Source organism: Marinococcus halotolerans DSM 16375 (assembly GCF_000420725.1).
Classification (GTDB): domain Bacteria; phylum Bacillota; class Bacilli; order Bacillales; family Marinococcaceae; genus Marinococcus; species Marinococcus halotolerans.
Map to the genome: position 1 here is coordinate 1 of NZ_ATVM01000016.1, position 24751 is coordinate 24751.

Consider the following 24751-nt stretch of genomic DNA (forward strand, 5'->3'; position numbering starts at 1 on the left):
GTTGATGATAGCCGGGGGTTCTCCCCCCGTGAAAGTAGATCGCTGCCGGGCGAGTTAAACCGTTTCCCTTTTCGGAGGGAGGCGGTTTTTTATATTTTTTTCCTTTTTCTCTATGCTACAATAAACATACTAATCATTAGGAGGGAGAAACTATATATGGATATTGTGCCGATCGGGGATCAGGCCTTAAGTGTGCAATTTGAAAATGTGATTTCTCCCTCTGTGAACCGGAAGGTACACCGGCTGTATGAAGCTTTAAAAAAAGAGCAGCCAGCGGGGATAAGGGAGTGCGTTCCAAGCTACCGGGCGCTGACCGTATATTATGATCCACTTCAAGTTCAGTATGAATATCTTCACGACCTCATTCATCATGTGTTTTTGCGTATGGACGAAGAATCGGAAGCTTCAATGAACACGTACTATTTGCCGGTTTGTTACGGGGCATCGTTTGGACAGGATATTGAACGTCTTGCATCAGAGAACGAGCTATCTGTAGACGAAGTCGTGGAGCTGCACAGTAGTTCTTCCTATTTTATTTATATGCTGGGCTTTACTCCGGGATTTCCTTACCTCGGCGGGCTTGATGAACGGCTTCATACACCCCGCCTTGAAACACCAAGAGCGAAAGTGGAAGCGGGCTCAGTTGGTATAGCTGACGCTCAGACAGGAGTGTATTCGATTGACAGTCCGGGCGGGTGGAATATCATCGGTAAAACTCCGGTATCTTTGTTCAATGCAGCGAATGATGAACCTGCGCTTTTAACCCCGGGTCATCTGCTCCGGTTCGAGCCCGTAGAATATAAGGAATACATTGAAATTGAAAAATCTGTCAATCGTGGAGAATACAGCATCCGTGTAGAAGAGGAGGGGGAGACGTGAGCATTGATTTAAATTGTGACCTGGGGGAAAGCTACGGCGTTTATACACTGGGCATGGATCAGAAGGTGCTTCCTTTAGTTTCGTCGGCAAACGTTGCCTGCGGTGGGCACGCGGGAGATTCGGCGGTGATGGCGCGTACTGTTGCTCTTGCCAAACAGTATGGCACGGCGATCGGGGCCCACCCCGGCTTTTGGGATAAAGAAGGGTTTGGCCGCAGATACATAGCAATGGCAGAAGATGACATTTATCAGCTTTGTCTCTACCAAATAGGGGCTCTCTATGCCTTCTGTGAAGCAGAAGACGTCCAGATGCAGCATGTAAAGCCGCACGGGGCTTTATACAACGCTGCTCTTCGCGATCCAGCGACGGCAAAGGGAGTGGCTCGTGCGGTGAAGCATTTTAATGAGGATCTTCTTTTATTTGCTCCTGTCCATACAGAACTGCAGGCAGCGGGGGAAAAAGCCGGCCTGAAGGTGGCAAAGGAAATGTTTGCAGACCGTACGTATACTGCTGAGGGAACATTGACTCCAAGAACAGAGGAGAACGCCTTCCTCGATAAACCTGAAGAAGCCGCCGCCCAGGTGCTCGATGTCCTTCAAAAGGGGTCAGTTAAAGCAGTGGACGGCACATCTGTAGCCATGGAGGCAGATACCATATGTGTGCACGGGGATAACGAACAGGCGGTTCAGTTTATTCAACACTTAAGGGACCAGCTTGAGTACTACGGCGCTTCAGTGCAGGCAGCGGGGGAATTCATATGAATAAAACGCCTGTGTGCACTGTGCAAAAAGCAGGACTCTTTACGACCATCCAGGACACAGGCCGGATTGGATATCAGCACCTCGGTGTGCCGGCCTCCGGAGCGATGGATATGTATGCGCTCCAAATGGGGAATGCTCTCTGCGGCAACGATCTGTCTGCAGCCGGGCTGGAACTGACCTTGATGGGACCGGCCCTTACATTTCATGAAGAGACGGTTATTGCGGTTACAGGTGGAAATTTGCAGCCGCAAGTAAATAAAGAACCGATTCCTATGTGGGCAACGAGAAAAGTTTACGTGGGAGATGAGCTGGCCTTTAAAGGGCCGGCACACGGAGCACGTGCCTACCTTTGCGTGGCAGGAGGCCTGGAGGTGCCAATGGTCTTAGGCAGCCGCTCGACATACACAAAAGCTGGCATAGGGGGCATGGAAGGCCGGGAGCTTGAAGGCGGCGACGTCTTGTATCGGGGCACCGTGCATGACGGCCCCCGCCCCTTTGAACGCCGGCTCCCCAAAGCGAGTGTCCCGGTCTATGAAAAACAACAGACGCTTCGGGTAGTAGCAGGCCCGGAATTTGATACATTAACAGCGGAAGCTGGGTCGAGGCTGCTTCGGGAAGCTTACGTGGTGACCCAGGAAGCTGACCGGATGGGTATTCGGCTAGAGGGCCCGGAAGTGTCTTTTCATCACACTGGGGATATTATATCGGACGGTGTGGCGTTTGGAACTGTTCAACTGGCATCAGACGGCCAGCCGATGATTTTAATGGCCGACCGGCAGACGACGGGAGGTTACGCCCGCGTGTTAAATGTCATTAGTGCCGATTTGTCAAAAGCTGCCCAATTGCAGCCAAATGCTTCTGTGATGTTTGTACAGGTGACGCTTGAGGAAGCGCAGATTGCTTTCAGGCAGCTGCATCGTTCACTCGAAGACGTGTACTTTGCAGTCAAAAATAAAAAATGGCGATAAAATATTTAAAAACCCCTTGTGCTCATGTGCTCTGCGTGATAAGATGATAATTGTCTTGTTGAGAGACACCATAAATAGTGCGGTGACAACAGCGAAGAGGATCCACCCGTTCCCATGCCGAACACGGAAGTTAAGCTCTTCAGCGTTGATGATAGCCGGGGGTTCTCCCCCCGTGAAAGTAGATCGTCGCCGCGCTATTCCAAATCGCGGGATAGAGCAGTCTGGTAGCTCGTCGGGCTCATAACCCGGAGGTCGGAGGTTCAAATCCTCCTCCCGCAACCAATTATACTAATCCACAAAAGCCGGTAAGGCTTTTTTTTATGAAATAAAATGCAATAAATGAAACCGGAAATGATACTACCCTTTGTGCAGCACGCACAGAGGGTAGTTTTTGCCTGAAAGCGAAGAGGTGCTTTTTCGTTTACTGTACGCGATTGCAAGAATACGATAAACTAGCAGGAGACTATTAAGAGAGATCATTGAGGAGCAGTTTATGCCATACGATGAATTTGACTGGATTAACGAACGAAAACCAACGCAGACCTTTCAAGAGCGCCTGGAGGTAGGGATAGGTGATGATGCGGCGGTATACCGGCCGCTTGCGCAGATGAATGAAATTGTCTGTGTGGATACGATGATTGAAGACGTCCATTTCCGCAAAGATACGATGAATCCATTTGACATCGGTTTTAAAGCACTGGCTGCAAACATTAGCGACGTCGCCGCTATGGGAGGTGTGCCGCATTTTTACGTGATATCGATTGCGGTAACGCCCGGCTGGTCCGAAGAGGAATTAAACGAACTGTACCGGGGAATGAATGAACTGGGTGCACGCTATCAGATGGATATGATTGGCGGAGACACGGTATCCTCCAGACGCGATTTAATGGTGAGTATTACGGTGATCGGGGCAGTGGAGGAAAACCAGCAGCTGCTGCGAAGCTCTGCAAAACCCGGGGATATTGTGTTTTTAACCGGCCCGGTCGGTATGTCGGCAGCCGGACTTGAGCTTCTGCTCGAACGGACAAAGGATGCGGCTTACTCTGAGCGGGAAAAAGCATTGATTGCCTATCACCAGCGTCCGGTGCCCCAGGTAGAGGCGGGGCGTCTGCTGGTGGAGTACGGCGGCCGTATTGCTTTAAATGATATAAGTGACGGGCTGGGAAGCGAATGCTGTGAGATTGCGGAAGCGAGCGGTGTTTCGATGGAACTGGACTTTTCCGGGCTGCCCGTACACGAAGCTATGGAGCAGCTGGAGATTCAAACAATGAAAAAGCATATGTTTTACGGAGGAGAGGATTTTGAACTGGTCGGAACAGCAGCTTCTTCCGATTGGGAAGAACTCAGCAGCAAATTCCGGGAAGCCGGACTTACGCTACACGCGATTGGGAAGGTTTCAGAAGGAAACGGTGAAGTCTTCCTGCAGGAAACCGGCTCCCGTACCAGACTGGAAAAGTCCGGCTATAATCATTTCCGTTCATCATAAGCAGTAGAAAGGAAGAAACGCTATGACAGAGTGGGTCATCGATACTTCATCTCCGGAGGAAACGGCGGCGTGGGGAGAGCTTTTGGGCCGGAACGCGGAATCAGATGAAAAAATATGGCTGCTCGGAAGTCTCGGAGCAGGGAAAACACATTTTGCGAAAGGCTTTGCCAGAGGCCTGGGAGTTACCGCAATGGTAAACAGCCCGAGCTTTACGATCGTTAAAGAATACGAAGGGCGGCTGCCTTTGTTTCATATCGATCTTTACCGGCTTTCAGAGGAGGAAGCAGAGGAAATCGGTATTGAAGAGTACTTTGAGGCAGGCGGCGTGTCGCTGTTGGAATGGCCGGTTCGTCTCGAAGAATGGCCCGAGGATCGTCTGGAAATAGATATTCAATACACCGGGGAAACGAGCAGGCAATTAACTTTGACCGCCGTTGGCGAGCGGTGGAAGGCAAAGATGAAGGAGTTGCACAATGATGAAAATGCTCGCAATTGACACGTCCACGCACGTGCTGGGTATCGCCCTTGCAGATGAACAGAAAATCCTCGGGGAATATACGACCAATATTAAAAAAAATCATTCCGTCCGTCTGATGCCGGCGGTACAATCACTGATGAAAGAAAGCGGGGTCGTCCCGGACGACCTGGAGGCGATAGCAGTAACGACCGGACCGGGCTCTTATACCGGCGTTCGCATTGGAGTAACGACGGCTAAATCGATGGCCTGGGCCTTAAACATCCCACTCTACCCTGTATCGACGCTTCAGGTATTTGCCCAAAACGGCCTTGGGTTTCCGGGCCTTGTTTCTCCCCTGATTGATGCGCGGAGAAATCAGGTCTACACGGCAGCTTTTTCCGGAAGTACGGGAGAAAATACAGTAGTACGCCAGAAGAAAGACCAGATCATTCTGCTTCCGGAATGGCTCGAGGGGCTCGCGCAGACGCAGGAACAAATTCTGTTTGTCGGCGAGGATACAAAGACCCGGCAGGAGCTGATCCAGGAACAGCTCGGCAGCCGGGCGGTTTTTGCGGACTGGATGGGGCAGACGATTCGTCCAGCGGAAATAATTCGTGTGGCCCGAACTACCGGCACAGCACGGGAGGCGCATGAGGTAGTACCGGAATATGCCCAGCTTGCGGAAGCAGAAAAAAATTGGCAGAAAGCCCAAAGCGGGAGATCCGAATGAAAGCAGAAATACTAATTCGTATGATGAGCGCCGACGATATCGACAACGTGATGGAGGTAGAGCATAATGCCTTTTCAATGCCATGGAGCCGGCGTGCGTTTGAAAATGAAATATACAACAACCAGTTTGCCCATTATCTAGTAGCGGAAGTCGGAGGCAGAATTGTCGGCTACTGCGGGGTATGGATTGTTATTGACGAGGCGCATGTAACCAATATTGCGGTGCATTCACGCTACCGCGGACGGAAAATCGGACAGGAGCTGCTGGCCAATTTAATGGAAGTTGCCTACACCTACGGGGCCCGGACGATGACGCTCGAAGTGCGTGAAACCAATGAAACGGCACGGAACCTGTACGATAAATTCGGTTTTGTGCCTGGCGGTGTCCGGAAAAATTATTACATGGACAATAATGAAAATGCGATAGTAATGTGGGTGAATATGAATGAACGAGCATGAATTAATAGATATTCTAGCTGTGGAAACGAGCTGTGATGAAACGGCTGCTGCAGTGATCAGAAACGGCACCGAGATCCGGTCTAACGTTGTCCTCTCCCAGATGAAAAGTCATAAACGCTTTGGCGGCGTTGTGCCGGAGGTTGCTTCGAGACATCACGCAGAATCCATCACCCAGGTAATGGAGCAGGCGCTCGAGGAAGCAGGAAGCACGTTCTCTGATTTATCCGCCGTGGCGGTAACGGAAGGCCCGGGACTTGTGGGAGCGCTTCTTGTCGGGGTAAATGCTGCGAAGGCGACGGCCTATGCGAAGGGGTTGCCGCTGATTGGCGTCCACCATATTGCGGGCCATATTCAGGCAACCCGGCTCGAGGCGGAGTGGGAGTATCCCGCTCTTGCGCTTGTCGTGTCCGGCGGCCATACGGAGCTTGTGCTGATTGAAGAAGAAGGAAGGTATGAGCTGCTCGGCCAGACGAGAGATGATGCCGTGGGAGAGGCGTATGACAAAGTCGCGCGTACTCTTAACCTCCCGTATCCCGGCGGCCCGGAGCTCGATAAGCTGGCTAAAACCGGAGTGCCGGATGTACCACTTCCCGTTGCCTGGCTCGAGGAAGGGTCGTATGATTTCAGCTTCAGCGGCTTAAAATCTGCCGTTATGAACACGCTCCACAACGCCCGCCAGCGCGGGGAGGTATTAGCTCCGGAGGACGTTGCGGCAAGCTTTCAGCAGAGTGTCATTACCGTACTGACGGAAAAAACAGCCCGGGCGGCAGAAGCCTGCGGAGTAAAGCAGGTAATGGTAGTCGGTGGCGTGGCCGCTAACAGCGGCCTTCGGGCTGCGATGGAGGAGAAATTCAAAGACAGCGGCATCAAGCTGCAGATTCCGCCGCTTCATTTATGTACCGATAATGCAGCCATGATTGGAGCTGCCGCCTATATCAACTGGAAAAACGGGGATTTTTCCGGGATGGATTTAAACGGCGTGCCCGGCCTGCCACTTCATACGTAACAAAACCCGTGCTCTCTTCTGCAGAGAGTACGGGTTTTACTGTAACTAGGAGCTGGATTCTTCGAGCTGCAGCTCTTCCCATTCCTCCATCAGCTGGTCAAGCTCGCTTCTCAGCTCGTTGATCGACGACTGGTAGCCTGCGGCTTTTTCGTGGTTTTCGTATACGTCGGGCTCAAAAAGAGCTGCTTCCTGTTCCTCGACGAGCTGTTCTTTGGCTTCAATATCCTGTTCAATCTGCTCGATGCGGCGCTGCCGCTTGCGGGCTTCGCGCTTGGCTGCTTTATCGTCAGCAAACGAGGATTTAGCTGCACCGGCATCTTCAGGCTTCGGCTCTTCACGCTCTGCCTGGAGCGCCGCTTTTTCCCGTTCTTCTTCCTTTTTGAACAAATAATAATCATAATCCCCGATGTAGTTGCGGACGTCGCCGCCCCCCATTTCGAGAATGCGGGTCGCGATCCGGTTCAGAAAGTAGCGGTCGTGGGAAACGAACAGAATTGTTCCTGGGTAATCAATCAGAGCGTCTTCGAGTACTTCCTTGCTGTCGAGATCAAGGTGGTTCGTCGGCTCGTCGAGCAGCAGGAAATTCGACTTCTGCATCATCATTTTGGCGAGGGAGAGGCGTGCTTTCTCGCCGCCGCTTAAATCGGACACCTGCTTCAGTACGTCCTCGCCGGTAAATAAAAACTGGCCGAGTACGGTGCGGATGTCTTTTTCGTTTTCGAGCGGATATTCATCCCACAGCTCCTGCAGGACGGTTTTGCCCGAATTTAATTCCGCCTGCTGCTGATCGTAATAGCCAAGGTCTACTTTACTTCCGAGCCGAATATCTCCTTCATTCGGTTCAAGGTCTCCTTTAATGGTTTTTAAAAAGGTACTTTTGCCCGTTCCGTTCGGTCCGATCAGCGCGATGCTTTCGCCGCGCTGGGCCCGTACATTCAAGCGCTCAAACACAGGTGCTTTGTCGTCAAAACGGAAGGTGAGCTCCTCTGCCTTTAGAACATCGTTGCCGCTCTGGCGCTCAATATCGAAGCGCAGGGAGGCAGATTTGCCGTCCCGCTGCGGTTTATCGAGCTTGTCCATTTTTTCGAGCTTTTTGCGACGGCTCTGGGCCCGTTTTGTCGTAGACGCGCGCACAATGTTTTTCTGCACAAAGTCTTCAAGCTCGGCAATTTCCTTCTGCTGCTTTTCATAGGCCTGCATTTCCTGTTCAAACAGCTCCGCCCGTTTTTCCTGAAACGCACTGTAGTTGCCGTAGAACAAGCGTGCTTTTTTATGAATGATTTCATAAATCTTCGTCACGATCTGGTCCAGAAAATACCGGTCGTGGGAAACGATCAGGACAGCGCCCGGATAGCTGCTTAAATACTGCTCGAGCCAGCGGAGGGTATCCATATCGAGATGGTTGGTCGGCTCGTCAAGAACCAAGAGATCGGGCCGGGACAGCAGCAGCTTGCCAAGGGCAAGGCGGGTCTTCTGGCCGCCGCTTAGCGACTGCACCGGGGTGTCGGGAGAGAAGCTGCCAAAGCCGAGGCCGGCCAGTACCGTACGGATATCGGACTCGTAGCGGTAGCCGCCGCGGGCTTCGAATTCCTGCTGGCGCTGGTCGTAGTCGGCCATCAGCTTTTCGTAGGCACTGGCGTCGTCAATAATACCGGGCTCGGACATTTTTGCTTCCATGCGGCGCAGCTCGGCTTCAGCTTTTTGCAGATGGGCAAAAACCTCGAGCATTTCATCCCACATGGTTTTATCACTGTTTAAACCGGTGTGCTGCTCAAGATATCCGAACGTCGTGCCCTTTGGCATCGTGATGGAGCCCTCATCATACGAGGACTCCCCGGCAAGAATTTTCAGGAGGGTGGATTTGCCGGCCCCGTTTTTGCCGACCAGTGCCACCCGTTCGCCTTCCTTTACTTCGAGTTTTATTTGATCAAGTACGGTTTCTGCCCCAAAAGACTTGGTGACGCCCGAACATTGAAGTAAAATCATATTTATATAGCTCCTTTAATAACAACTCTGATAATATCAGTGTATCGTACTTTTCGGCGAAACGCGAAATAGGATCAGTCTCGCCGCAGGTAAGCGTTTCGGTACGTTTTCATGGGGACACATGCTATACTGTCTACAGACAATGACAATACATTTAGGTGGAAATAATTATGAATACAGACCAGCAAAAAATTCCGCAGGCGACCGCGAAGCGGCTGCCCCTATATTATCGATTTCTGGAAAGCCTGTATGCAACAGGTAAAACCCGTGTTTCCTCAACCGAATTGAGTGAGGCGGTCAAGGTGGATTCAGCAACGATCCGCCGGGATTTTTCGTATTTCGGAGCGCTCGGCAAGAAAGGATATGGCTACAATGTACAGTACCTGCTGTCGTTTTTCCGGACCACCCTGGACCAGGACGCGGCGACAGACGTCGTGCTTCTTGGCGTCGGGAATCTGGGAAAGGCGCTGCTTCGTTACAATTTCTCCAAAAATGAAAACACCCGGATTGTGGCTGCATTTGATATCAATAAAGACATGGTGGGCGAGCAGATCGGAAACGTGCCGGTGTATCACCCCGATGACCTGGCGGAAAAGCTTAAAGAGCATAACGTTTCCGTAGCGATGCTCACGGTGCCGTCCGCAGCGGCCCAGACGACTGGAGAAAAACTGGTGGAGGCAGGCATCAGCGGCATTTTAAACTTCACCCCGGCCCGCTTATCGGTCCCTGCGTCTGTGCGCGTGCATCATATTGACCTTGCCATCGAGCTTCAGACACTCGTGTATTTTCTGAAAAATTATCCGCTGGAGAGCGAATAGACTGCCAGAGAAAAACGTATATTAACCCATTAAAAAGGGACCGCCTGAATATCGGCTGGTCCCTTTTGCTATTTCTTCTTGTTCTGCTCCGACATGAGGCGCAGATAGTTGAAGCCCATTACGAGATCATACGCGGCAAAGGCGGCGAGCAGAATGCTCCAGAACGACCAGGAGGACTCGCTGACGGAAAAGTACGTAAACGTCAGCAGCACTCCGCCCAGTACAAAGTAAAAAAGGGCAGCGGTAGAAGCTTTCATATTACATCAACCCCTGAACAAGCAGAATAAGCGCGCTCTCGGCTTCACGCATAATGCGTTCAATTTCATCCTGGAACAACACCTGAATACCGACCACAAAGGCGTTCATGATGGAGTGGACGATAATCGGCACGAGGATCCGGCCGGTTTTTACATACAAATAAGCGAACACAAAGCCGATCATGGTATAGACGAGCAGATGGGTGAAATCCAAATGCACGGCAGCAAATATCAGGGAGCTGATAATAGCGGCAATAAAAAAGTTCGTTCGTTTGTACAGCGAGCCGAATATAGCCTTACGGAACACGAGCTCTTCGAGAATCGGGCCGATCACAGCTACGATAATGACAAAGGCCGGCATGCTGTTAACGAGCTCAATGATCTGCGCCGTATTTTCGGACGCGGAATCAATGCCGAGCAGGTTCTGTTCGATCAAACCGGCAACGATCTGGCCGGCGTAGGCAAGGGCAAAGCCGATAAAAATCCAGGCGATGGAATTGGGCCATGGCATTTTTGGTTTATTAAATGCCAGCCGCTGGCCCCGTTCAGGAATCAGCAGGATCAAAATAACAATCAAAGCGACGATAAAGCTCGCAAAAATCCAGAAGTACGAAGCCTGCTGCGCGGAATCAAAGCTGCCTATGGCCACGAGGGCCGGGACGGCAACGATGCCGGACAGCTGCATAAGTACATAAATAATAACAATGCTCCAGTAACGTGCGGCCATGGAAGGAAATCACTCCTAATCTCTCTCGGTTAAATCCAGTTTCGAACGCTCTAATTGTATCACAGGTCTCTGCAGGAATAATAAAGAGAGCAACTGCGAATTTATGACAATTTTCAAATAGAAGGTTAACAAAGAGAGCAGCAGGGAATGTGAATGCAGGTGCCATCAAGCACCGGAGTGGGAAAAGACAGAAAAAATTTTCGGTTCCCTCTTGCAAACAAAGCCCAGGTTGATTAATATAATAATTGGGTTTAGCACTCGGGTTTAATGAGTGCTAACAAAATGGTGTTACTGTCGTTTCCGTTACATATAACGGACGATGAAAATATTCTAAGGAGGTTGTTTTCCTTGTTAAAGCCTTTAGGTGATCGACTCGTACTCGAACAAGTGGAATCAGAAGAAAAAACTGCTGGCGGTATTGTGCTGCCGGACTCCGCCCAGGAGAAACCACAGGAAGGACGCGTGGTGGCTGTTGGTTCCGGAGCTTTAAAAGACAACGGTGAACGCGTAACGCCGGAAGTAAGCGAAGGCGATATCGTCGTTTATTCGAAGTTTGCAGGCACAGAAGTAAAATACGACGGCAAAGAATATTTGATCGTTCGCGAAAGCGACATCCTCGCGGTAGTTCAGTAATCAGCTTCATTTCGAAATCAATATTTCATTAGGAGGATTTCATCATGGCTAAAGATATTAAGTTTAGTGAAAATGGCCGCCGCGCGATGCTCCGCGGTGTGGACGAACTGGCAAACGCTGTAAAAGTAACGCTTGGACCGAAAGGCCGTAACGTTGTTTTGGAGAAAAAGTTCGGTTCCCCGCTTATCACCAATGACGGTGTAACCATCGCCAAAGAAATCGAACTCGAAGATAACTTTGAAAATATGGGTGCGCAGCTTGTATCCGAAGTTGCCAGCAAAACGAATGACATTGCCGGTGACGGTACGACTACAGCAACCGTGCTCGCCCAGGCAATGATTCAGGAAGGCCTGAAAAACGTTACGTCCGGTGCGAACCCAATGGGTATCCGCCGCGGTATGGAGAACGCGACCAAGGTAGCGGTCGAGGAACTCCGTAACGTCAGCAAGCCAATTGAAGGCAAAGAATCCATCACGCAGGTCGGTGCTATTTCCGCAGGCTCTGAAGAAATCGGCCAGATCATTGCAGAAGCGATGGAGCGCGTAGGAAACGACGGCGTTATCACAGTTGAAGAATCCCGCGGCCTTGAAACAGAGCTTGAAGTTGTGGAAGGTATGCAGTTTGACCGCGGCTATGCTTCCCCGTACATGGTTTCCGACAATGAATCCATGACTGCAGAGCTCGACAATCCGTACATCTTGATTACGGACAAAAAGCTCACAAACATCCAGGAAGTACTTCCGCTGCTTGAACAGGTTGTACAGCAGAACCGTCCTATCCTCATCATCGCAGAAGATGTGGAAGGCGAAGCGCTGGCAACGCTCGTAGTTAACAAGCTGCGCGGCACATTCAACGCAGTAGCAGTGAAAGCACCAGGCTTTGGCGACCGTCGTAAAGCAATGCTTGAAGACATCGCTACACTTACCGGTGGTACGGTCATTACAGAAGACGTAGGTCTTGATCTGAAAACTGCAACGATCGATCAGCTTGGTCATGCCAACAAAATCACGATCGATAAAGACAACACCACGATCGTAGAAGGAAGCGGCGATCCACAGACAATCGGTGCCCGTGTAACGCAGCTCCGTACGCAGATGGAAGAAACGACTTCCGAATTTGACCGTGAAAAACTTCAGGAGCGCCTCGCGAAGCTTGCCGGCGGCGTAGCCGTTGTTAAAGTCGGCGCAGCTTCTGAAACGGAAATGAAAGAGCGTAAGCTCCGCATCGAAGACGCCCTCAGCTCTACACGCGCAGCAGTAGAAGAAGGCATTGTCTCCGGCGGCGGTACCGCACTGATGAACGTCTACAAAAAAGTAGAAGAAGAAATGAACAACACTACAGGCGACGAAGCAACCGGCGTGAAAATCGTTCTCCGTGCCCTCGAAGAACCACTCCGTCAGATTGCGCATAACGCAGGCCTTGAAGGCTCCGTTATCGTTGAGCGCCTGAAAACAGAAGCAGTCGGACATGGCTACAACGCAGCGACCGGCGAATGGGTGAACATGATCGAAGCAGGCATTGTCGATCCTACAAAAGTTACCCGCTCCGCGCTGCAAAACGCATCGTCCGTATCCTCCATGTTCCTGACAACCGAAGCAGTTATCGCCGATATCCCAGAAGAGAACGGCGGTTCCGGCGGCGGCATGCCAGACATGGGTGGCATGGGCGGAATGGGCGGCATGATGTAATAGAAGGGTATTTCTAACCTTTGAAATCATGTGGATTGCCTAGCCGATCCCCAGAAGCTGTTTAAAATACAATTAATTTATTGATTAGAGACTACTTCCTAAAAATTTAAGGAGGTAGTCTCTTTGTTGTTAAAGTTTGCTTTTCAGGAGTTTATAGAAGAAAGAAAGTATAGAAATACTACGGATGTTAATATCTTAAATTATAAAACCTTGTTAGGAGGTTTCATAACTCATTGTCTAGAGCATGAAGTGATCAATGTAGAAGAGATAACAAGCTATCACGTAAAGTCATTTTTAGTTGCTTGCCAACACAAAGGGAATAAGCCCGGAACACTAAACACTAAACTACAAAGAATCAGGGCTTTCTTAAACTACATGGTAGAAGAGGAAATTATTAAAGAAAGTCCAGCAAAGAGAATTAAGTACGTTAAAGATGAAGTTAGGATTAACGTGTTTTCAGACGAGCAGGTTAAACAGATGCTAGGTTACTATCGAAGCTTAAAAAGACGTGAGCAAAGTTATTTTGCTTATAGAGGATACATGTTGATTGTATTGCTTCTAGGGACAGGAATGAGAAGAGGAGAAATAATAAATTTAAAGTGGGAAGATGTAGACTTAGCAAATTTAAATATACAAGTATTTGGAAAAACAAGGCGTAAAGAAACAATCTTAATAACAGAAAAATTGAGCAAAGAACTTTCTTCATATTATTTATTTTGTGAGAGACACTTCGGAGCTATAGCTGATTATGTTTTTGTTAATAGAAATAATAAGCAGATGACTGAAAACTCTATTATGTTACTGTTTCAAAATTTGCAGAAGAAGATGAATTTTAAAGATGTAAGAGTTTCTCCTCATACATTTAGGCACACTTTTTGTCATAGAATGGCTTTAAGCGGAATGTCCGCCTTTGCTATTCAAAAAATGATGAGACATGAAAATATTGCAGTAACTATGCGTTACGTTGCGATGTGGGGTAACGATTTAAAGGAACAAAACGATAAATATAACCCTTTAAATAAAATGGAAATCTAATCTTTTAAAATGCAAATAAAAAAGGGAGGATGTTAAATAATTATTAAGCTTCTCCCTTTTTTATTATGAGTGGGGCATGTTTATCACCATTACGATTAGCTACAAGGAGAAAATGTGGATGTGCTGTATTACCCACGCAACCGCTTCTAAAAATTAATCAATAAAATAAGCATTTTATATTCAAAAGTCTCCTACTCAAAAAAGCTGTTAATTTTATTTACCGTATGAAAACTAAACAAATATGCTAAATAAACAGTAGTTTTAGTAAGAAATGATAAAAAATGGATCGAAATTCTATAATTTTTATTCTTCCTCTTCATCTGTATCTTGGACTTCTTGAATAATTTTTAACGCTGCTAAATATTCAGAAGGGTATATATTAGAAAATTTGGCTTGAATAATATCATCGAAAATTAATCTCTCCATGCTGTTCTCTAAAATATATTCATATTCTGTACCAACGAATATAGCATGGGCTGGTTTGGGGCGCCCGCCTAGAATTTCTAATAATTTTTCACTATTATCTTTCTTTTTGTAAGGGTCAGTAAAGAATGAATTTTGAATATTTTGGGCAAGTTTATAGGAGTTATCTAAATAGACTATAAAAAAATCTTTGAGTAGTAATTGCGAATCAAATTTTTCGATTTCATTTTTTGGTTTAAGTAGTGTAATTAAATTTGTAGGATAAATATATTCATAACCTTTACTTTTTAACAATCGGTTTTCTTGTTCCTTGTAATCTTTTACTTTTGGCATGTTGGGTTTTGAAATTATTTCAAATGAAGAAACAAAATGAGCATTTTTAAGTTGTTTTAATTTATTATTAAGTGTGGCTGCCTTAAAAGGATCAATAATATCATGAACTTCTTTTCCTTTTTCAAGTTTTACTCCGTTGGTTACGCTCATGTGCGTTATTTCGTTACCATTCATTCTTTTTAGTATACTGACCAAATGATTCTTTAAACGCTTTGATTCTTTAGAAACAATGTGCCAAAACATTGTGTAGCCAACCTTGTATTGATCTTCTAATTGTTCGTAATACTCTTGTTTAGATAAATTAGTGTGCTTTTTGCTTGCATAAAACAAAATAGAAGACATTAAACCTAATTCATAAGCTAATAAAGGAGTAGTGATAGTAGTATACTTCATTTTGTCACTTAAAACATAATTTAATATCAAATTTTTCGTTATTTCTTCATAAGGAATTTGTTTTTTACCGTTAAAACTCCTTTTATCAATTCTTTTCAATGGTACTTCTCTTTCAATAATTAACTTATACATTCTTTTATTCTTCACTTTTATAATTTCCCAATCTTCGTAAATTTCATTAAGTGTATGATGTAATTTTTCTTTGTGCCCTCCTAATTTTTTATGTTTTTCATAGTAAGCTTTACATTTTGGTGTTCCATATAATTGCACAACTTCATACGTAGTTAAAAGGCTTTCAGGCATTTAATCACCTCATGATTAAAGGATAGAAAATCGGTTGAATTAAAGAAAAAAATATATGGTAACCGATTTTCTATCCTTTGTTTATTTTCCCAAGTTAAGGACAGCGACTTTTTGCTTCTTTTGTGTCGCAACGATTGACGAAAATCATGTAGCGAAGCGAAGTGATTTTTGTTAATCGCTTCTACAAAAGAAGAACTTGCGCTAGCAAGTTGGCACTTTAAGTATAAGTAAAAAAAGGATTTTAGAAAAGAAATTTTTTATTACCGATAAAGTACACTTAAACAGTAATTCAAAAAATTATAGTGAAATCCATATTTTTAATAAGCGCCAACTATAAAAAATCACCATTACACTGTTACTATAAAAAGTTATAATAAATAGAAAGATATATAAACACGTAATAATTATGATTATAGGTTACAAGCGAATTGGCAGCGAAATACAAAATACTTCAAACTAAAAAATCTTTGTAGAGTGTAATTATCTATAGAAAGGGATGAATTTATTATTGGCTTTAGACATGAATACTAAAAATACGTTGTTAAAAATACACAATGAAGTATTTTCGAAAATTAATAAAACATATGTTGATGTTTTTTTATGTGGTGCCGCAAGCGATTCAAAATTTGGTTCACTGCGGGATGGTATTAGAGATGCGATGAAAGATTATAAATATGTTAGATTCTTATATCCAGAAGACTTGTTTATTGATATGTTGAATATGAATAAAGAACATAATCTCCTCACACTAGAAAAATTCTTAGCAGAAAATAGTGATTTAATTTGTATTGTATGTGAAAGTCCAGGTTCATTAGTAGAATTAGGTGCCTTTACGAACAATGATCAAACTTTCGACAAAGTAATAGCTGTGATAGAAGAAAAAAGAAAAAAAGATAAAAGTTTTATAATGTTAGGGCCAGTTAAACTTTTGGAAAAAAGAAGGAAAGATAAGGTCATTTATTATAATGAAAATGATTTGGAAAAGTTATATAACCATTTATTAAAAGCATTTCGTCATAGTAAAAAAAGTGATTTTACAGAAAAAAAGGTACCGAAAAATAATTCCGTAAACACTATGATGGGGTTAAATAATTTTATACCATTGTTATTGTATTTTTTTAAAGATATGTCCGTAGATCAATTAACTGATTATATAAAATACGTATACATGGAATTAGGACATAGCTTGCATGATTTTGACACAGTTTTTAATTCTGGTTTAAAGTTACTTTATAAAGAAAAACACTTAAATAAATATGTTAAAGATAATAAATCAGATGATTTAAACAATAAAGACAGTAAAGAATCATTTTATTCTTTAACTGAAAGTGGCTTTAATAGCACAAATAGTTTGTTAAAAAACCTTAATATATCAAATAGAACTCGCTTCTACGACCGCATCAGATTTGAAATTATGGAAAACAAGTTTTATACTTAAGTAGCATCCCTCAGTCATTATGATTGGTATCGGATAAGCGTGCACATTCTTTAAGATATCGAATCATGGGGGACGGTTCGTCTACCCTTTGTTTAAAGTTACTATTGATTTTCACATTTATGCGTTATACTTTCACTATCGTAAAAATTAACGCATAATTGCCAAAAAGTTTTTTAGGGTGAGGGATGCTATATTTCAAAAAATGAAAATGATTTTGCAAATACATTCTTATTAAATTCGCTTAAAATGCCTGTAATAAAAGATTTTGAAATGCTGTCTAATTATATCGGCGTTAGCAAGAAAATTTTGTATTTAATGATTAAACAACAAGATCAATTTTATAGTTCTTTTCAATTACTAAAAAAGAATGGATCTTATAGAAACATTTCTAAACCAAAGTTTTCTTTAAAATTGACTCAAAGGTGGATTCTAGAAGAAATACTTTATAAAATTGAAACTTCAAATGAAGCTTTAGCATTTAAAAAAAATGTAAATGGGCCCAAAGATAATGCGGAACATCATAAATATAGCTTGTATTTACTACAAATAGACTTAGAAAATTTCTTTCCATCAATTACTAAAAAGCAAGTTTTCTATATATTTAAGAATATTGGTTACGATAATAAAGTCTCAAACACTTTATCTAATCTTTGTACTTATAAAGATGTATTACCTCAAGGAGCAGTCACCTCTCCTTATCTTTCTAATTTGATTTGTTATAAGTTAGATCGAAGATTAAAAGGATTGTGTGGAAAAAGAGGCATTTTATATACTAGATACGCTGATGATTTAACGTTCTCCTGTAATAATAAAAATGATTTAAAAAAGATTTTTAAAGTTGTTCAAAAAATAATCAATAGTGAAGGTTATCAAATAAATTCTGATAAGACTAGATTCTTGTCTCCTGTTTCGCACAAAAAGATTACAGGTATAACCGTTGATAGTAAAAATAAATTGAAGGCAGATAAAAGTTTAAAAAAGAAAGTTAGAGCAATGATTCATAAAGCTATAGTATCCGGAGATTATAGTCAAAGTAATAAAATAAAAGGGTACATATCTTATATTGATTCTATAGAAAATGGTTATTATAAAAAAATTATTGAATATATCCATAAATTGATTAACAAAGAATATAAAAGTTTCCATCAAGTAGTTGACTGTTATAATAGTAATCGTAATAAACTTTTAAAAGATTTAGAGAAAATGGAATATGAAGATTTTATTGAAGAACCCCCGGAAAATTTAGATGAATCAGACATAGAGGATTACATAGGGGAGCAATTTAAAGATTATGTAGATATTTTAAAAGAAAGAAAAAAGTTTTTAAATAAGCATAATTTCAGTGTTAAAGAAATCAAACATGAATTATCGTTACTTACAATAGGGGAGAAACCTTTACCAAAAAATACAGGTAAACCAGAAGATTTGTTTTAGGAATGAATATAAATTGGGTATTGGCTGTTCTAATTTGGGAACAGCCTTTTTATTATAATAAAACATAATTTACACACAAATAATATTTGGTTTTTCAGGACTATTTGCCTAATTGTTATTGAAAGGGTAAAATTAGAATTATATTATTGTATTGATTTCGATGTTGAATCTGTAGCTTTATATCTCATGGAGGTGTGTGTCTTGAACAATAATAATTTTGATTTTCTCTCTTTTAAATGGGATTTGTTAGCAAAACTGGGGAAAATGGCAGAAAAGAATGTATATGATGATCCAAATACAACGTTGCTTAAATTACGAGTGCTTGCAGAAACAGCTACAAAATACATACTAGCATTTGAAGAAATCCAAGAAGAGTATGGCACAACTCAAGTGCAACGTATTCAATTATTAAAAAAAGAAGATCTTATTCATCCAGAATTACAAGAAATTTTGCATACAGTACGCAAAAAAGGAAATAAAGCAGCTCATGAGCCTGGATACGGCAGCACACAAGAAGCAATGCTAGTTTTACAGATGTCTCACCGTTTTGCTGTATGGATGATGGAAGTATACGGAGAATGGGACTTCGAAGCTTTCGAATTTGTAACACCACAGCAAGACAGTGCTCTCAAAGAAGACTTACGCCAGCTGTCCGATGAATATGAAGAAAAAGTAAAAGGCCTTGAAAGTGAGCTGGAAGAGTTAAGACAAGACCAAACACATGTTAATATTGAAAAAAAAGAACAGCGGCATCGTCGAGCTAGAAAAGCTAGCATGAATTTAGAGCTAACTGAAGAAGAGACGCGAGTAATGATTGATGAACAGCTTCGTGATGCCGACTGGGTAGCTGATACAGAAGCTGTTAGGTATAGCAAAGGGAGTCGTCCAGAGAAAAATAAAAATAAGGCTATCGCAGAATGGCCCATGGGTAAAGGTTATGCAGACTATGCGCTTTTTTGTGGATTGGAACTTATAGGTGTAATTGAAGCAAAAAGACATAATAAAAGCATCATATCCGATATTGAGCAAGCAAAGGAATATTCAAAGAATGTTTCACAGCGTGGAGAAGAAATTATAAATTCACCAAATGAACAGTATCGTGTGCCGTTTTTGTTTGCTACAAATGGTCGTCCATACTTTAAACAAGTAGAAGAAAAATCGGGAATTTGGTTTTTAGATGCTCGAAAATCTACAAATCATCCTAGACCACTAAAAGGGTGGTATACCCCAAATGGTCTGAAAGAATTGTTAAAGAAAGATGTTGAATTAGCGACAAAGAACCTTCGCCAGGAGAAGCTTGATTATTTGAACTTGCGCCCTTATCAGGAAGATGCAATTACTGCCGTTGAGACTGCCTTGGAAAATGGGAAGCAGGAAGCCTTGCTTGCTCTGGCCACTGGCACTGGTAAAACTAGACTGGCTATAGGTTTGATTTATCGTTTGATTAAACATAATCGCTTTAATCGTATCTTATTTTTAGTCGATCGTTCAGCGTTAGGCGAACAAGCGGAAGCAGCCTTTAAAGATTCAAAATTGGAAAGTTACATGTCTTTTACTGAAATTTTTAATTTACAGACGCTAAAAGATATTCAACCGGAAGAGGAAACTAAAGTAAAAATAGCTACCGTGCAGGGAATGGTTCGTCGCTTATTCTACAATGAAGATGATTCGCAAAAACCAACTATCGATCAGTATGATTGTATTATTATCGATGAAGCTCACCGAGGATATACGTTAGATAGAGAAATGTCCGATGTGGAAATGACGTTTCGTGATCATCAGGAATATGTAAGTAAGTATAGACAAGTTCTTGAATATTTTGATGCAGTGCGGGTGGGGCTAACCGCTACACCAGCTTTGCATACAAGAGATATATTTGGTTCTCCCGTGTATACTTATTCTTATCGTGATGCGGTTATCGATGGTTATTTAATTGACCATGGGCCACCTTTCCAATTCGAGACTGTTTTAAAAAACGAAGGTATTCACTGGAAAGTCGGTGAAGAAGTAGAAGTATATAATACATTGGAAGGCCAAATCGAAAAAGAAGTTTTGGAAGATGAAATTGACCTGGACGTTGCCCATTTTAATAAAAAAGTTATTACAGAAAGTTTCAACAGAGTCATCCTAAAAGAACTGACTAATTATGTAGATCCAGAAGGATTAAGTAAGACATTAATCTTTGCAGCTACAGATGATCATGCAGATATGATAGTGCGTATATTAAAAGAAGAACTGGAAGATTTGCATGGCCCAATAGAAGATAATGCTATAATGAAAATTACTGGTTCTATCAAAGACCCTTCCTCCGCTATTCGTCATTTTAAAAATGAGCGTTTACCTAATATAGTAGTAACGGTGGATCTATTAACCACAGGTATAGACGTGCCTGAAATTTCCAATCTTGTGTTTTTAAGAACAGTACGCTCGCGTATACTATATGAACAAATGCTTGGTCGTGCGACAAGAAGGGCAGACGAAATTGGGAAAGATCATTTCTCAATTTTCGATGCTGTAGGTTTATACGAAGCATTAGAACCATATACGGATATGAAACCAGTAGTAGCGAATCCTACAGTGTCTGTGGATCAGTTGTTAGAGGAATTGGAACAAATAGAAGGTACTGAAAACCGAAAAAAACATCAGGAAGAACTAATAGCAAAGATTCAACGGAAAAAGCAGCGGTGGATGGAAGAAGAGATCGAGGATTTCCAATCATTAAATGGGGGAGAGTCGATTCATGAGTTTGTGGATTGGATAAAGTCAGCGCCAGCCGACGAAGTCATCCAGAAGCTTCAAAGTAATAAACAAGTAGTGAATTATTTAGATGAAAATCGCAAAAGGCCTTCAAAGCAATATATTTCTACACATGAAGACGAAATCACAGCTGTGAGAAGAGGATATGGAAAAGCTGACAAACCTGAAGACTATCTACAAGAGTTCAATCAGTTTATTCAGGAAAATATGAATGAAATCCCGGCTTTACAATTGGTTTGTACGCGTCCAAGTGACCTGACTCGAGAACAACTTCGTGAGCTGCGGTTAACTCTGGACCAGCACGGATATAACGAAACAAGTTTACAAACGGCTTGGCGCGATGCGAAAAATGAAGAAATTGCTGCAGATATCATTAGCTTTATTCGTCAGCAAGCTTTAGGAGATCCTCTCATTAGTCATGAAGAACGGATCAAAGCAGCTATGAAACGTGTCTATCAAATGCAGAATTGGCCTCCTGTGCAAAGAAAATGGCTCGAGCGAATTGAACAACAATTATTAAAAGAATCTGTTCTGGACCCTGATCCAGAAAGAGCTTTTGAATCAGAACCATTTAAAAGTAAAGGCGGATATAAACAACTGGATAAAATTTTTAACCGTCAATTAGATGAGATCGTTTATACTATTAACGATGCTTTATACAATGAAGAGAAGAGGGAACAAGCATAATGGGCAACCAAGAGATCGTACAGAAATTATGGAGTTTGTGTAATGTTTTAAGAGATGATGGAATTACCTACCATCAGTATGTTACTGAATTAACGTACTTGCTATTTTTAAAAATGATGAAAGAAACTAATAATGAGCAGATTATTCCTGAAGAATATCGTTGGGATTCTTTAATGCAAATGCACGGTATTGATTTAAAAACACATTATCAGCGCCTACTGATTGATTTAGGCCGGGAAGATAATGAAACACTTCGTCAAATTTACGTAAACGCTCAAACCAATATCGATGAACCGAAAAATTTAGAAAAGATCGTACGTTCTATTGACGGTTTAGACTGGTATAGCGCAAAAGAAGAAGGTCTAGGTGATTTATACGAAGGACTGTTAGAAAAGAACGCCAGCGAAACAAAGTCTGGAGCGGGACAGTATTTTACGCCAAGACCACTTATCGATGCTATTGTTAAACTGGTAGATCCGCAGCCAGGCGAGCGTTGTAATGACCCAGCAGCTGGAACCTTTGGTTTTATGATTGCAGCGGATCGGAACATACGTGAAAAAACGGATGACTATTTTGAACTTGGTCAACTAGAAGCGGAATTTCAAAAGTATAAAGCTTTTTCAGGGGTAGAGTTAGTCAAAGACACACACCGTCTAGCGTTAATGAATGCTATGCTGCACGATATCCAAGGAGATATAAAATTAGGTGACACATTGTCTGACATTGGTAAAGGATTAAAAAATTATGATGTGGTGATGACAAACCCTCCGTTTGGAACAAAACAAGGAGGAGAGCGACCAACACGTGATGATTTCACTTATACTTCGACAAATAAACAGTTAAATTTCCTTCAGCATATCTACCGCTCATTAAAGCCAGACGGCGAGGCACGGGCAGCTGTAGTATTACCAGACAACGTTTTATTTGAGGGTGGCCAAGGAGCTAAGATAAGAGAAGATTTAATGGAAAAGTGTAATCTGCATACAATATTGCGCTTGCCTACAGGTATCTTTTACGCTCAAGGAGTAAAAACAAATGTGTTGTTTTTTAAAAGGGGGAAGAAGGATAAAGAAAACACTGAGCAAATATGGGTATATGATATGCGAACCAATATGCCTAATTTTGGAAAACGAACGCCATTAATGAAAAAGCACTTTGAAAACTTTAACAATGCTTATTTGGCTGAGAATAGGAATGAAGTGAAGGATGAACGTTGGAATGTATTTACCCGAAAAGATATTCACAAAAAAGGTGATAATTTAAACGTAGGACTAATCGCTGACGACTCTCTAGCTTTGTATGAGAACCTTCCAGAACCAATTGAATCAACAGAAGAGGTTATTAGTAAGCTTAACAGTGCCGTTGGATTACTAAATGAAGTAGTGGAGGAGCTAAGAGAAGTAGAGAACGGTAATAATAAAGACAAAAAAATTGAAAACGTAGCAGAGACCCCAGGAGTTTTTGAAAATGAGTAAGGAACAAATAGAACCAATAAAAAAATTACTGAAAAATGCCTTAGTTTCTAAAGAAGAAATACCAACTTCTATTCCCGATAATTGGATTTATTTTTATTTTACTTCTTTACTTGATGTAAGAGGAGGAACACAGCCCCCCAAAAGCGACTTTGAAAATGAACCAAAAGAGGGTTATGAAAGACTTATACAAATTAGAGATTTCACTTCTGATAATCATAAAGTTTTTGTGCCCGATACTAATAAATTAAGAAAAGTAAATAAAGAGGACATCCTGATAGCTCGTTACGGAGCTTCATTAGGAAAGATTCTAACTGGATTACAAGGGGCGTACAATGTTGCTTTAGCAAAGGTTGTTTTTAGATCTGAGTTATTTGAATCTAAATATTTGTATTGGTTGTTAAAATCTTTTCATTTTCAAATACCATTGACAAAAATATCTCGCTCAGCTCAATCAGGGTTTAATAAAAAGGATTTGTCATACATACCTTTGCCGCTACCGCCAATAGAAGAACAACAAAGAATTGTTAATAAAGTAGAATTTCTTTTAAGTAAAGTGGATGAAGCGAAACAACTTATAGATGAAGCGAGAGAAACCTTTGAACTTCGAAGAGTCGCTATAATAGATAAGGCTCTCAAGGGAGAATTAACAGGTAAATGGAGAAGCCAAAATATTATTGAGAAGTCTGCTGATGAACATATTTTAGAGTCACATGAAATAATAATGAAATTATATGAAGAAGAGTGTGAAATAGCTAAAATAGAAGGAAAAAGACCTCCTAAAAAGCCTGCTATTGCTAAATATTTTAGTGTTAATAGAGGAGCAATAAGTAATAATGAAAAAATGCCAAAGGGCTGGGTGAATACGACTTTTAGCCACCTTTGTATACTGCAACGTGGTTTTGATTTACCTACAAATAAACGAGAAGAAGGTAAATATCCTATAGTTTCAGCAGGAGGTATAATTGATTTCCATAATGAGTATAAAATTAGTGGTCCAGGAGTAACTACTGGAAGAAGTGGTTCAATAGGTAATGTTTTTTACATCGAGGAAGATTATTGGCCATTGAATACTTCCTTGTTTGTAGAAAGTTTCAATGGTAATAATAAAAAGTTTGTTTATTATTACCTTGAAAATTTTCCATTTGAATCCTTTAGTTCAAGTACAGCCATCCCTACACTCAATCGAAATAATTTAATGGAAGAAAGTGTATCCATACCATCTAGAAAAGAACAAGATAAAATTGTAGAAATTCTTGATCACTTGCTATTAAAAGAAGAAATTGCACTCCAAGAGATTTTACATTTAAACAAGAAATTAGATTTAATCAAACAAACTATTCTTTCTAAGGCTTTTAAAGGCAAATTGGGAACGAATGACCCTTCTGAAGAAAATATTGAACAGTTATTAGCAAAAATCTTAGAACAAAAATAGATATAAAAGATTTGGTTATAACTTAAATGACGAGCTTTACACAGCTTTCTTGGAAAAGTATTAAATGAGATTCAATACTTTTAAAGAGCATTTCTAATAATATAAAAGTTCTAAATAAACTGCTTTACATTTTGCAACAACTACCTTAAGATTATAATAATATAGATATATTAGGAAGTAGTCTAAG

General features: G+C 42.2%; 21 protein-coding genes, 1 tRNA gene and 1 rRNA gene. 19 read left to right on the forward strand and 4 right to left on the reverse strand.

From position 1 onward, the window contains the following. Positions 1 to 156: 156 nt before the first annotated feature. The 10 genes from pxpB to tsaD all read left to right on the forward strand — a co-directional run bounded on the left by pxpB (position 157) and on the right by tsaD (position 6745). Positions 157 to 879, forward strand: coding sequence for a 5-oxoprolinase subunit PxpB (gene pxpB / locus G548_RS0111520; RefSeq protein WP_022794308.1), 723 nt, complete (start codon positions 157 to 159; stop codon positions 877 to 879). Then, positions 876 to 1640 (forward strand): 5-oxoprolinase subunit PxpA, encoded by a 765-nt coding sequence (locus G548_RS0111525; protein ID WP_022794309.1) that lies wholly within the window; start codon positions 876 to 878, stop codon positions 1638 to 1640. Before pxpB ends, G548_RS0111525 begins: the two co-directional genes overlap by 4 nt. After that, positions 1637 to 2608 carry a 5-oxoprolinase subunit C family protein gene (locus tag G548_RS0111530; protein ID WP_022794310.1) on the forward strand — a complete coding sequence of 324 codons (972 nt, stop codon included), beginning with the start codon at positions 1637 to 1639 and terminating at the stop codon, positions 2606 to 2608. Before G548_RS0111525 ends, G548_RS0111530 begins: the two co-directional genes overlap by 4 nt. 78 nt (positions 2609 to 2686) lie before the next feature. Beyond that, positions 2687 to 2803, forward strand: a 5S ribosomal RNA gene (gene rrf / locus G548_RS0111535). Between the two features lie 10 nt (positions 2804 to 2813). Further along, positions 2814 to 2890 (forward strand) — tRNA-Met (locus G548_RS0111540). A gap of 211 nt (positions 2891 to 3101) precedes the next feature. Then, a complete protein-coding gene (thiL, locus tag G548_RS0111545; protein ID WP_022794311.1) occupies positions 3102 to 4094 on the forward strand; it encodes a thiamine-phosphate kinase in 993 nt (330 codons plus the stop codon). Positions 4095 to 4116: 22 nt separating this feature from the next. Further along, positions 4117 to 4590, forward strand: a complete 474-nt coding sequence (tsaE, locus tag G548_RS0111550) for a tRNA (adenosine(37)-N6)-threonylcarbamoyltransferase complex ATPase subunit type 1 TsaE (protein ID WP_022794312.1) — start codon at positions 4117 to 4119, stop codon at positions 4588 to 4590. Then, positions 4568 to 5281 carry a tRNA (adenosine(37)-N6)-threonylcarbamoyltransferase complex dimerization subunit type 1 TsaB gene (gene tsaB / locus G548_RS0111555; RefSeq protein WP_022794313.1) on the forward strand — a complete coding sequence of 238 codons (714 nt, stop codon included), beginning with the start codon at positions 4568 to 4570 and terminating at the stop codon, positions 5279 to 5281. The genes tsaE and tsaB overlap by 23 nt, the downstream gene beginning before the upstream one ends. Continuing rightward, complete coding sequence (gene rimI, locus G548_RS0111560; RefSeq protein ID WP_022794314.1) at positions 5278 to 5739, forward strand: ribosomal protein S18-alanine N-acetyltransferase; 462 nt, start codon at positions 5278 to 5280, stop codon at positions 5737 to 5739. Before tsaB ends, rimI begins: the two co-directional genes overlap by 4 nt. After that, complete coding sequence (gene tsaD, locus G548_RS0111565; RefSeq protein ID WP_022794315.1) at positions 5726 to 6745, forward strand: tRNA (adenosine(37)-N6)-threonylcarbamoyltransferase complex transferase subunit TsaD; 1020 nt, start codon at positions 5726 to 5728, stop codon at positions 6743 to 6745. Before rimI ends, tsaD begins: the two co-directional genes overlap by 14 nt. 45 nt (positions 6746 to 6790) lie before the next feature. Here tsaD and G548_RS0111570 read toward each other — a convergent pair whose 3' ends face one another. After that, positions 6791 to 8731 (reverse strand): ABC-F family ATP-binding cassette domain-containing protein, encoded by a 1941-nt coding sequence (locus G548_RS0111570; RefSeq protein WP_022794316.1) that lies wholly within the window; start codon positions 8729 to 8731, stop codon positions 6791 to 6793. Between the two features lie 170 nt (positions 8732 to 8901). On the opposite strand from G548_RS0111570, the gene G548_RS0111575 reads away from it, so the two are divergent. Continuing rightward, the gene (locus tag G548_RS0111575) at positions 8902 to 9549 is read left to right on the forward strand and encodes a redox-sensing transcriptional repressor Rex (protein WP_022794317.1); all 648 of its coding nucleotides are present in this window, start codon (positions 8902 to 8904) and stop codon (positions 9547 to 9549) included. Positions 9550 to 9617: 68 nt separating this feature from the next. Here the strand turns inward: G548_RS0111575 and G548_RS18040 are convergent, their stop codons facing one another. Both G548_RS18040 and G548_RS0111585 read right to left on the reverse strand, forming a co-directional pair. Next, a complete protein-coding gene (locus tag G548_RS18040) occupies positions 9618 to 9806 on the reverse strand; it encodes a DUF4305 domain-containing protein (protein ID WP_022794318.1) in 189 nt (62 codons plus the stop codon). A 1-nt stretch (position 9807) separates the two neighbouring features. Beyond that, positions 9808 to 10533: a CPBP family intramembrane glutamic endopeptidase gene (locus G548_RS0111585; protein ID WP_022794319.1), complete on the reverse strand. Its 726-nt coding sequence runs from the start codon at positions 10531 to 10533 to the stop codon at positions 9808 to 9810. A gap of 348 nt (positions 10534 to 10881) precedes the next feature. On the opposite strand from G548_RS0111585, the gene groES reads away from it, so the two are divergent. From groES to G548_RS0111605, 3 genes are all read left to right on the forward strand, one after another. Then, positions 10882 to 11166 (forward strand): co-chaperone GroES, encoded by a 285-nt coding sequence (groES, locus tag G548_RS0111595; RefSeq protein WP_022794320.1) that lies wholly within the window; start codon positions 10882 to 10884, stop codon positions 11164 to 11166. Between the two features lie 44 nt (positions 11167 to 11210). Continuing rightward, positions 11211 to 12854 carry a chaperonin GroEL gene (gene groL / locus G548_RS0111600; RefSeq protein ID WP_022794321.1) on the forward strand — a complete coding sequence of 548 codons (1644 nt, stop codon included), beginning with the start codon at positions 11211 to 11213 and terminating at the stop codon, positions 12852 to 12854. Positions 12855 to 12980: 126 nt separating this feature from the next. After that, positions 12981 to 13889 carry a tyrosine-type recombinase/integrase gene (locus G548_RS0111605; protein WP_051143869.1) on the forward strand — a complete coding sequence of 303 codons (909 nt, stop codon included), beginning with the start codon at positions 12981 to 12983 and terminating at the stop codon, positions 13887 to 13889. Between the two features lie 303 nt (positions 13890 to 14192). Here G548_RS0111605 and G548_RS0111610 read toward each other — a convergent pair whose 3' ends face one another. Then, the gene (locus G548_RS0111610; RefSeq protein WP_022794323.1) at positions 14193 to 15341 is read right to left on the reverse strand and encodes a hypothetical protein; all 1149 of its coding nucleotides are present in this window, start codon (positions 15339 to 15341) and stop codon (positions 14193 to 14195) included. Positions 15342 to 15849: 508 nt separating this feature from the next. Here G548_RS0111610 and G548_RS18835 point away from each other — a divergent pair. From G548_RS18835 to G548_RS18840, 5 genes are all read left to right on the forward strand, one after another. After that, a complete protein-coding gene (locus G548_RS18835) occupies positions 15850 to 16779 on the forward strand; it encodes a retron St85 family effector protein (protein WP_022794324.1) in 930 nt (309 codons plus the stop codon). 270 nt (positions 16780 to 17049) lie between these two features. Next, positions 17050 to 18213 (forward strand): retron St85 family RNA-directed DNA polymerase, encoded by a 1164-nt coding sequence (locus G548_RS0111620; RefSeq protein WP_022794325.1) that lies wholly within the window; start codon positions 17050 to 17052, stop codon positions 18211 to 18213. Between the two features lie 264 nt (positions 18214 to 18477). Beyond that, the gene (hsdR, locus tag G548_RS0111625; RefSeq protein ID WP_425411524.1) at positions 18478 to 21657 is read left to right on the forward strand and encodes a type I restriction-modification system endonuclease; all 3180 of its coding nucleotides are present in this window, start codon (positions 18478 to 18480) and stop codon (positions 21655 to 21657) included. Continuing rightward, entirely contained in the window at positions 21657 to 23132 is a 1476-nt protein-coding gene (locus tag G548_RS0111630) for a class I SAM-dependent DNA methyltransferase (RefSeq protein ID WP_022794327.1), read from the forward strand. Before hsdR ends, G548_RS0111630 begins: the two co-directional genes overlap by 1 nt. Continuing rightward, positions 23125 to 24564 (forward strand): restriction endonuclease subunit S, encoded by a 1440-nt coding sequence (locus G548_RS18840; protein WP_022794328.1) that lies wholly within the window; start codon positions 23125 to 23127, stop codon positions 24562 to 24564. The genes G548_RS0111630 and G548_RS18840 overlap by 8 nt, the downstream gene beginning before the upstream one ends. Positions 24565 to 24751 lie beyond the last annotated feature (187 nt).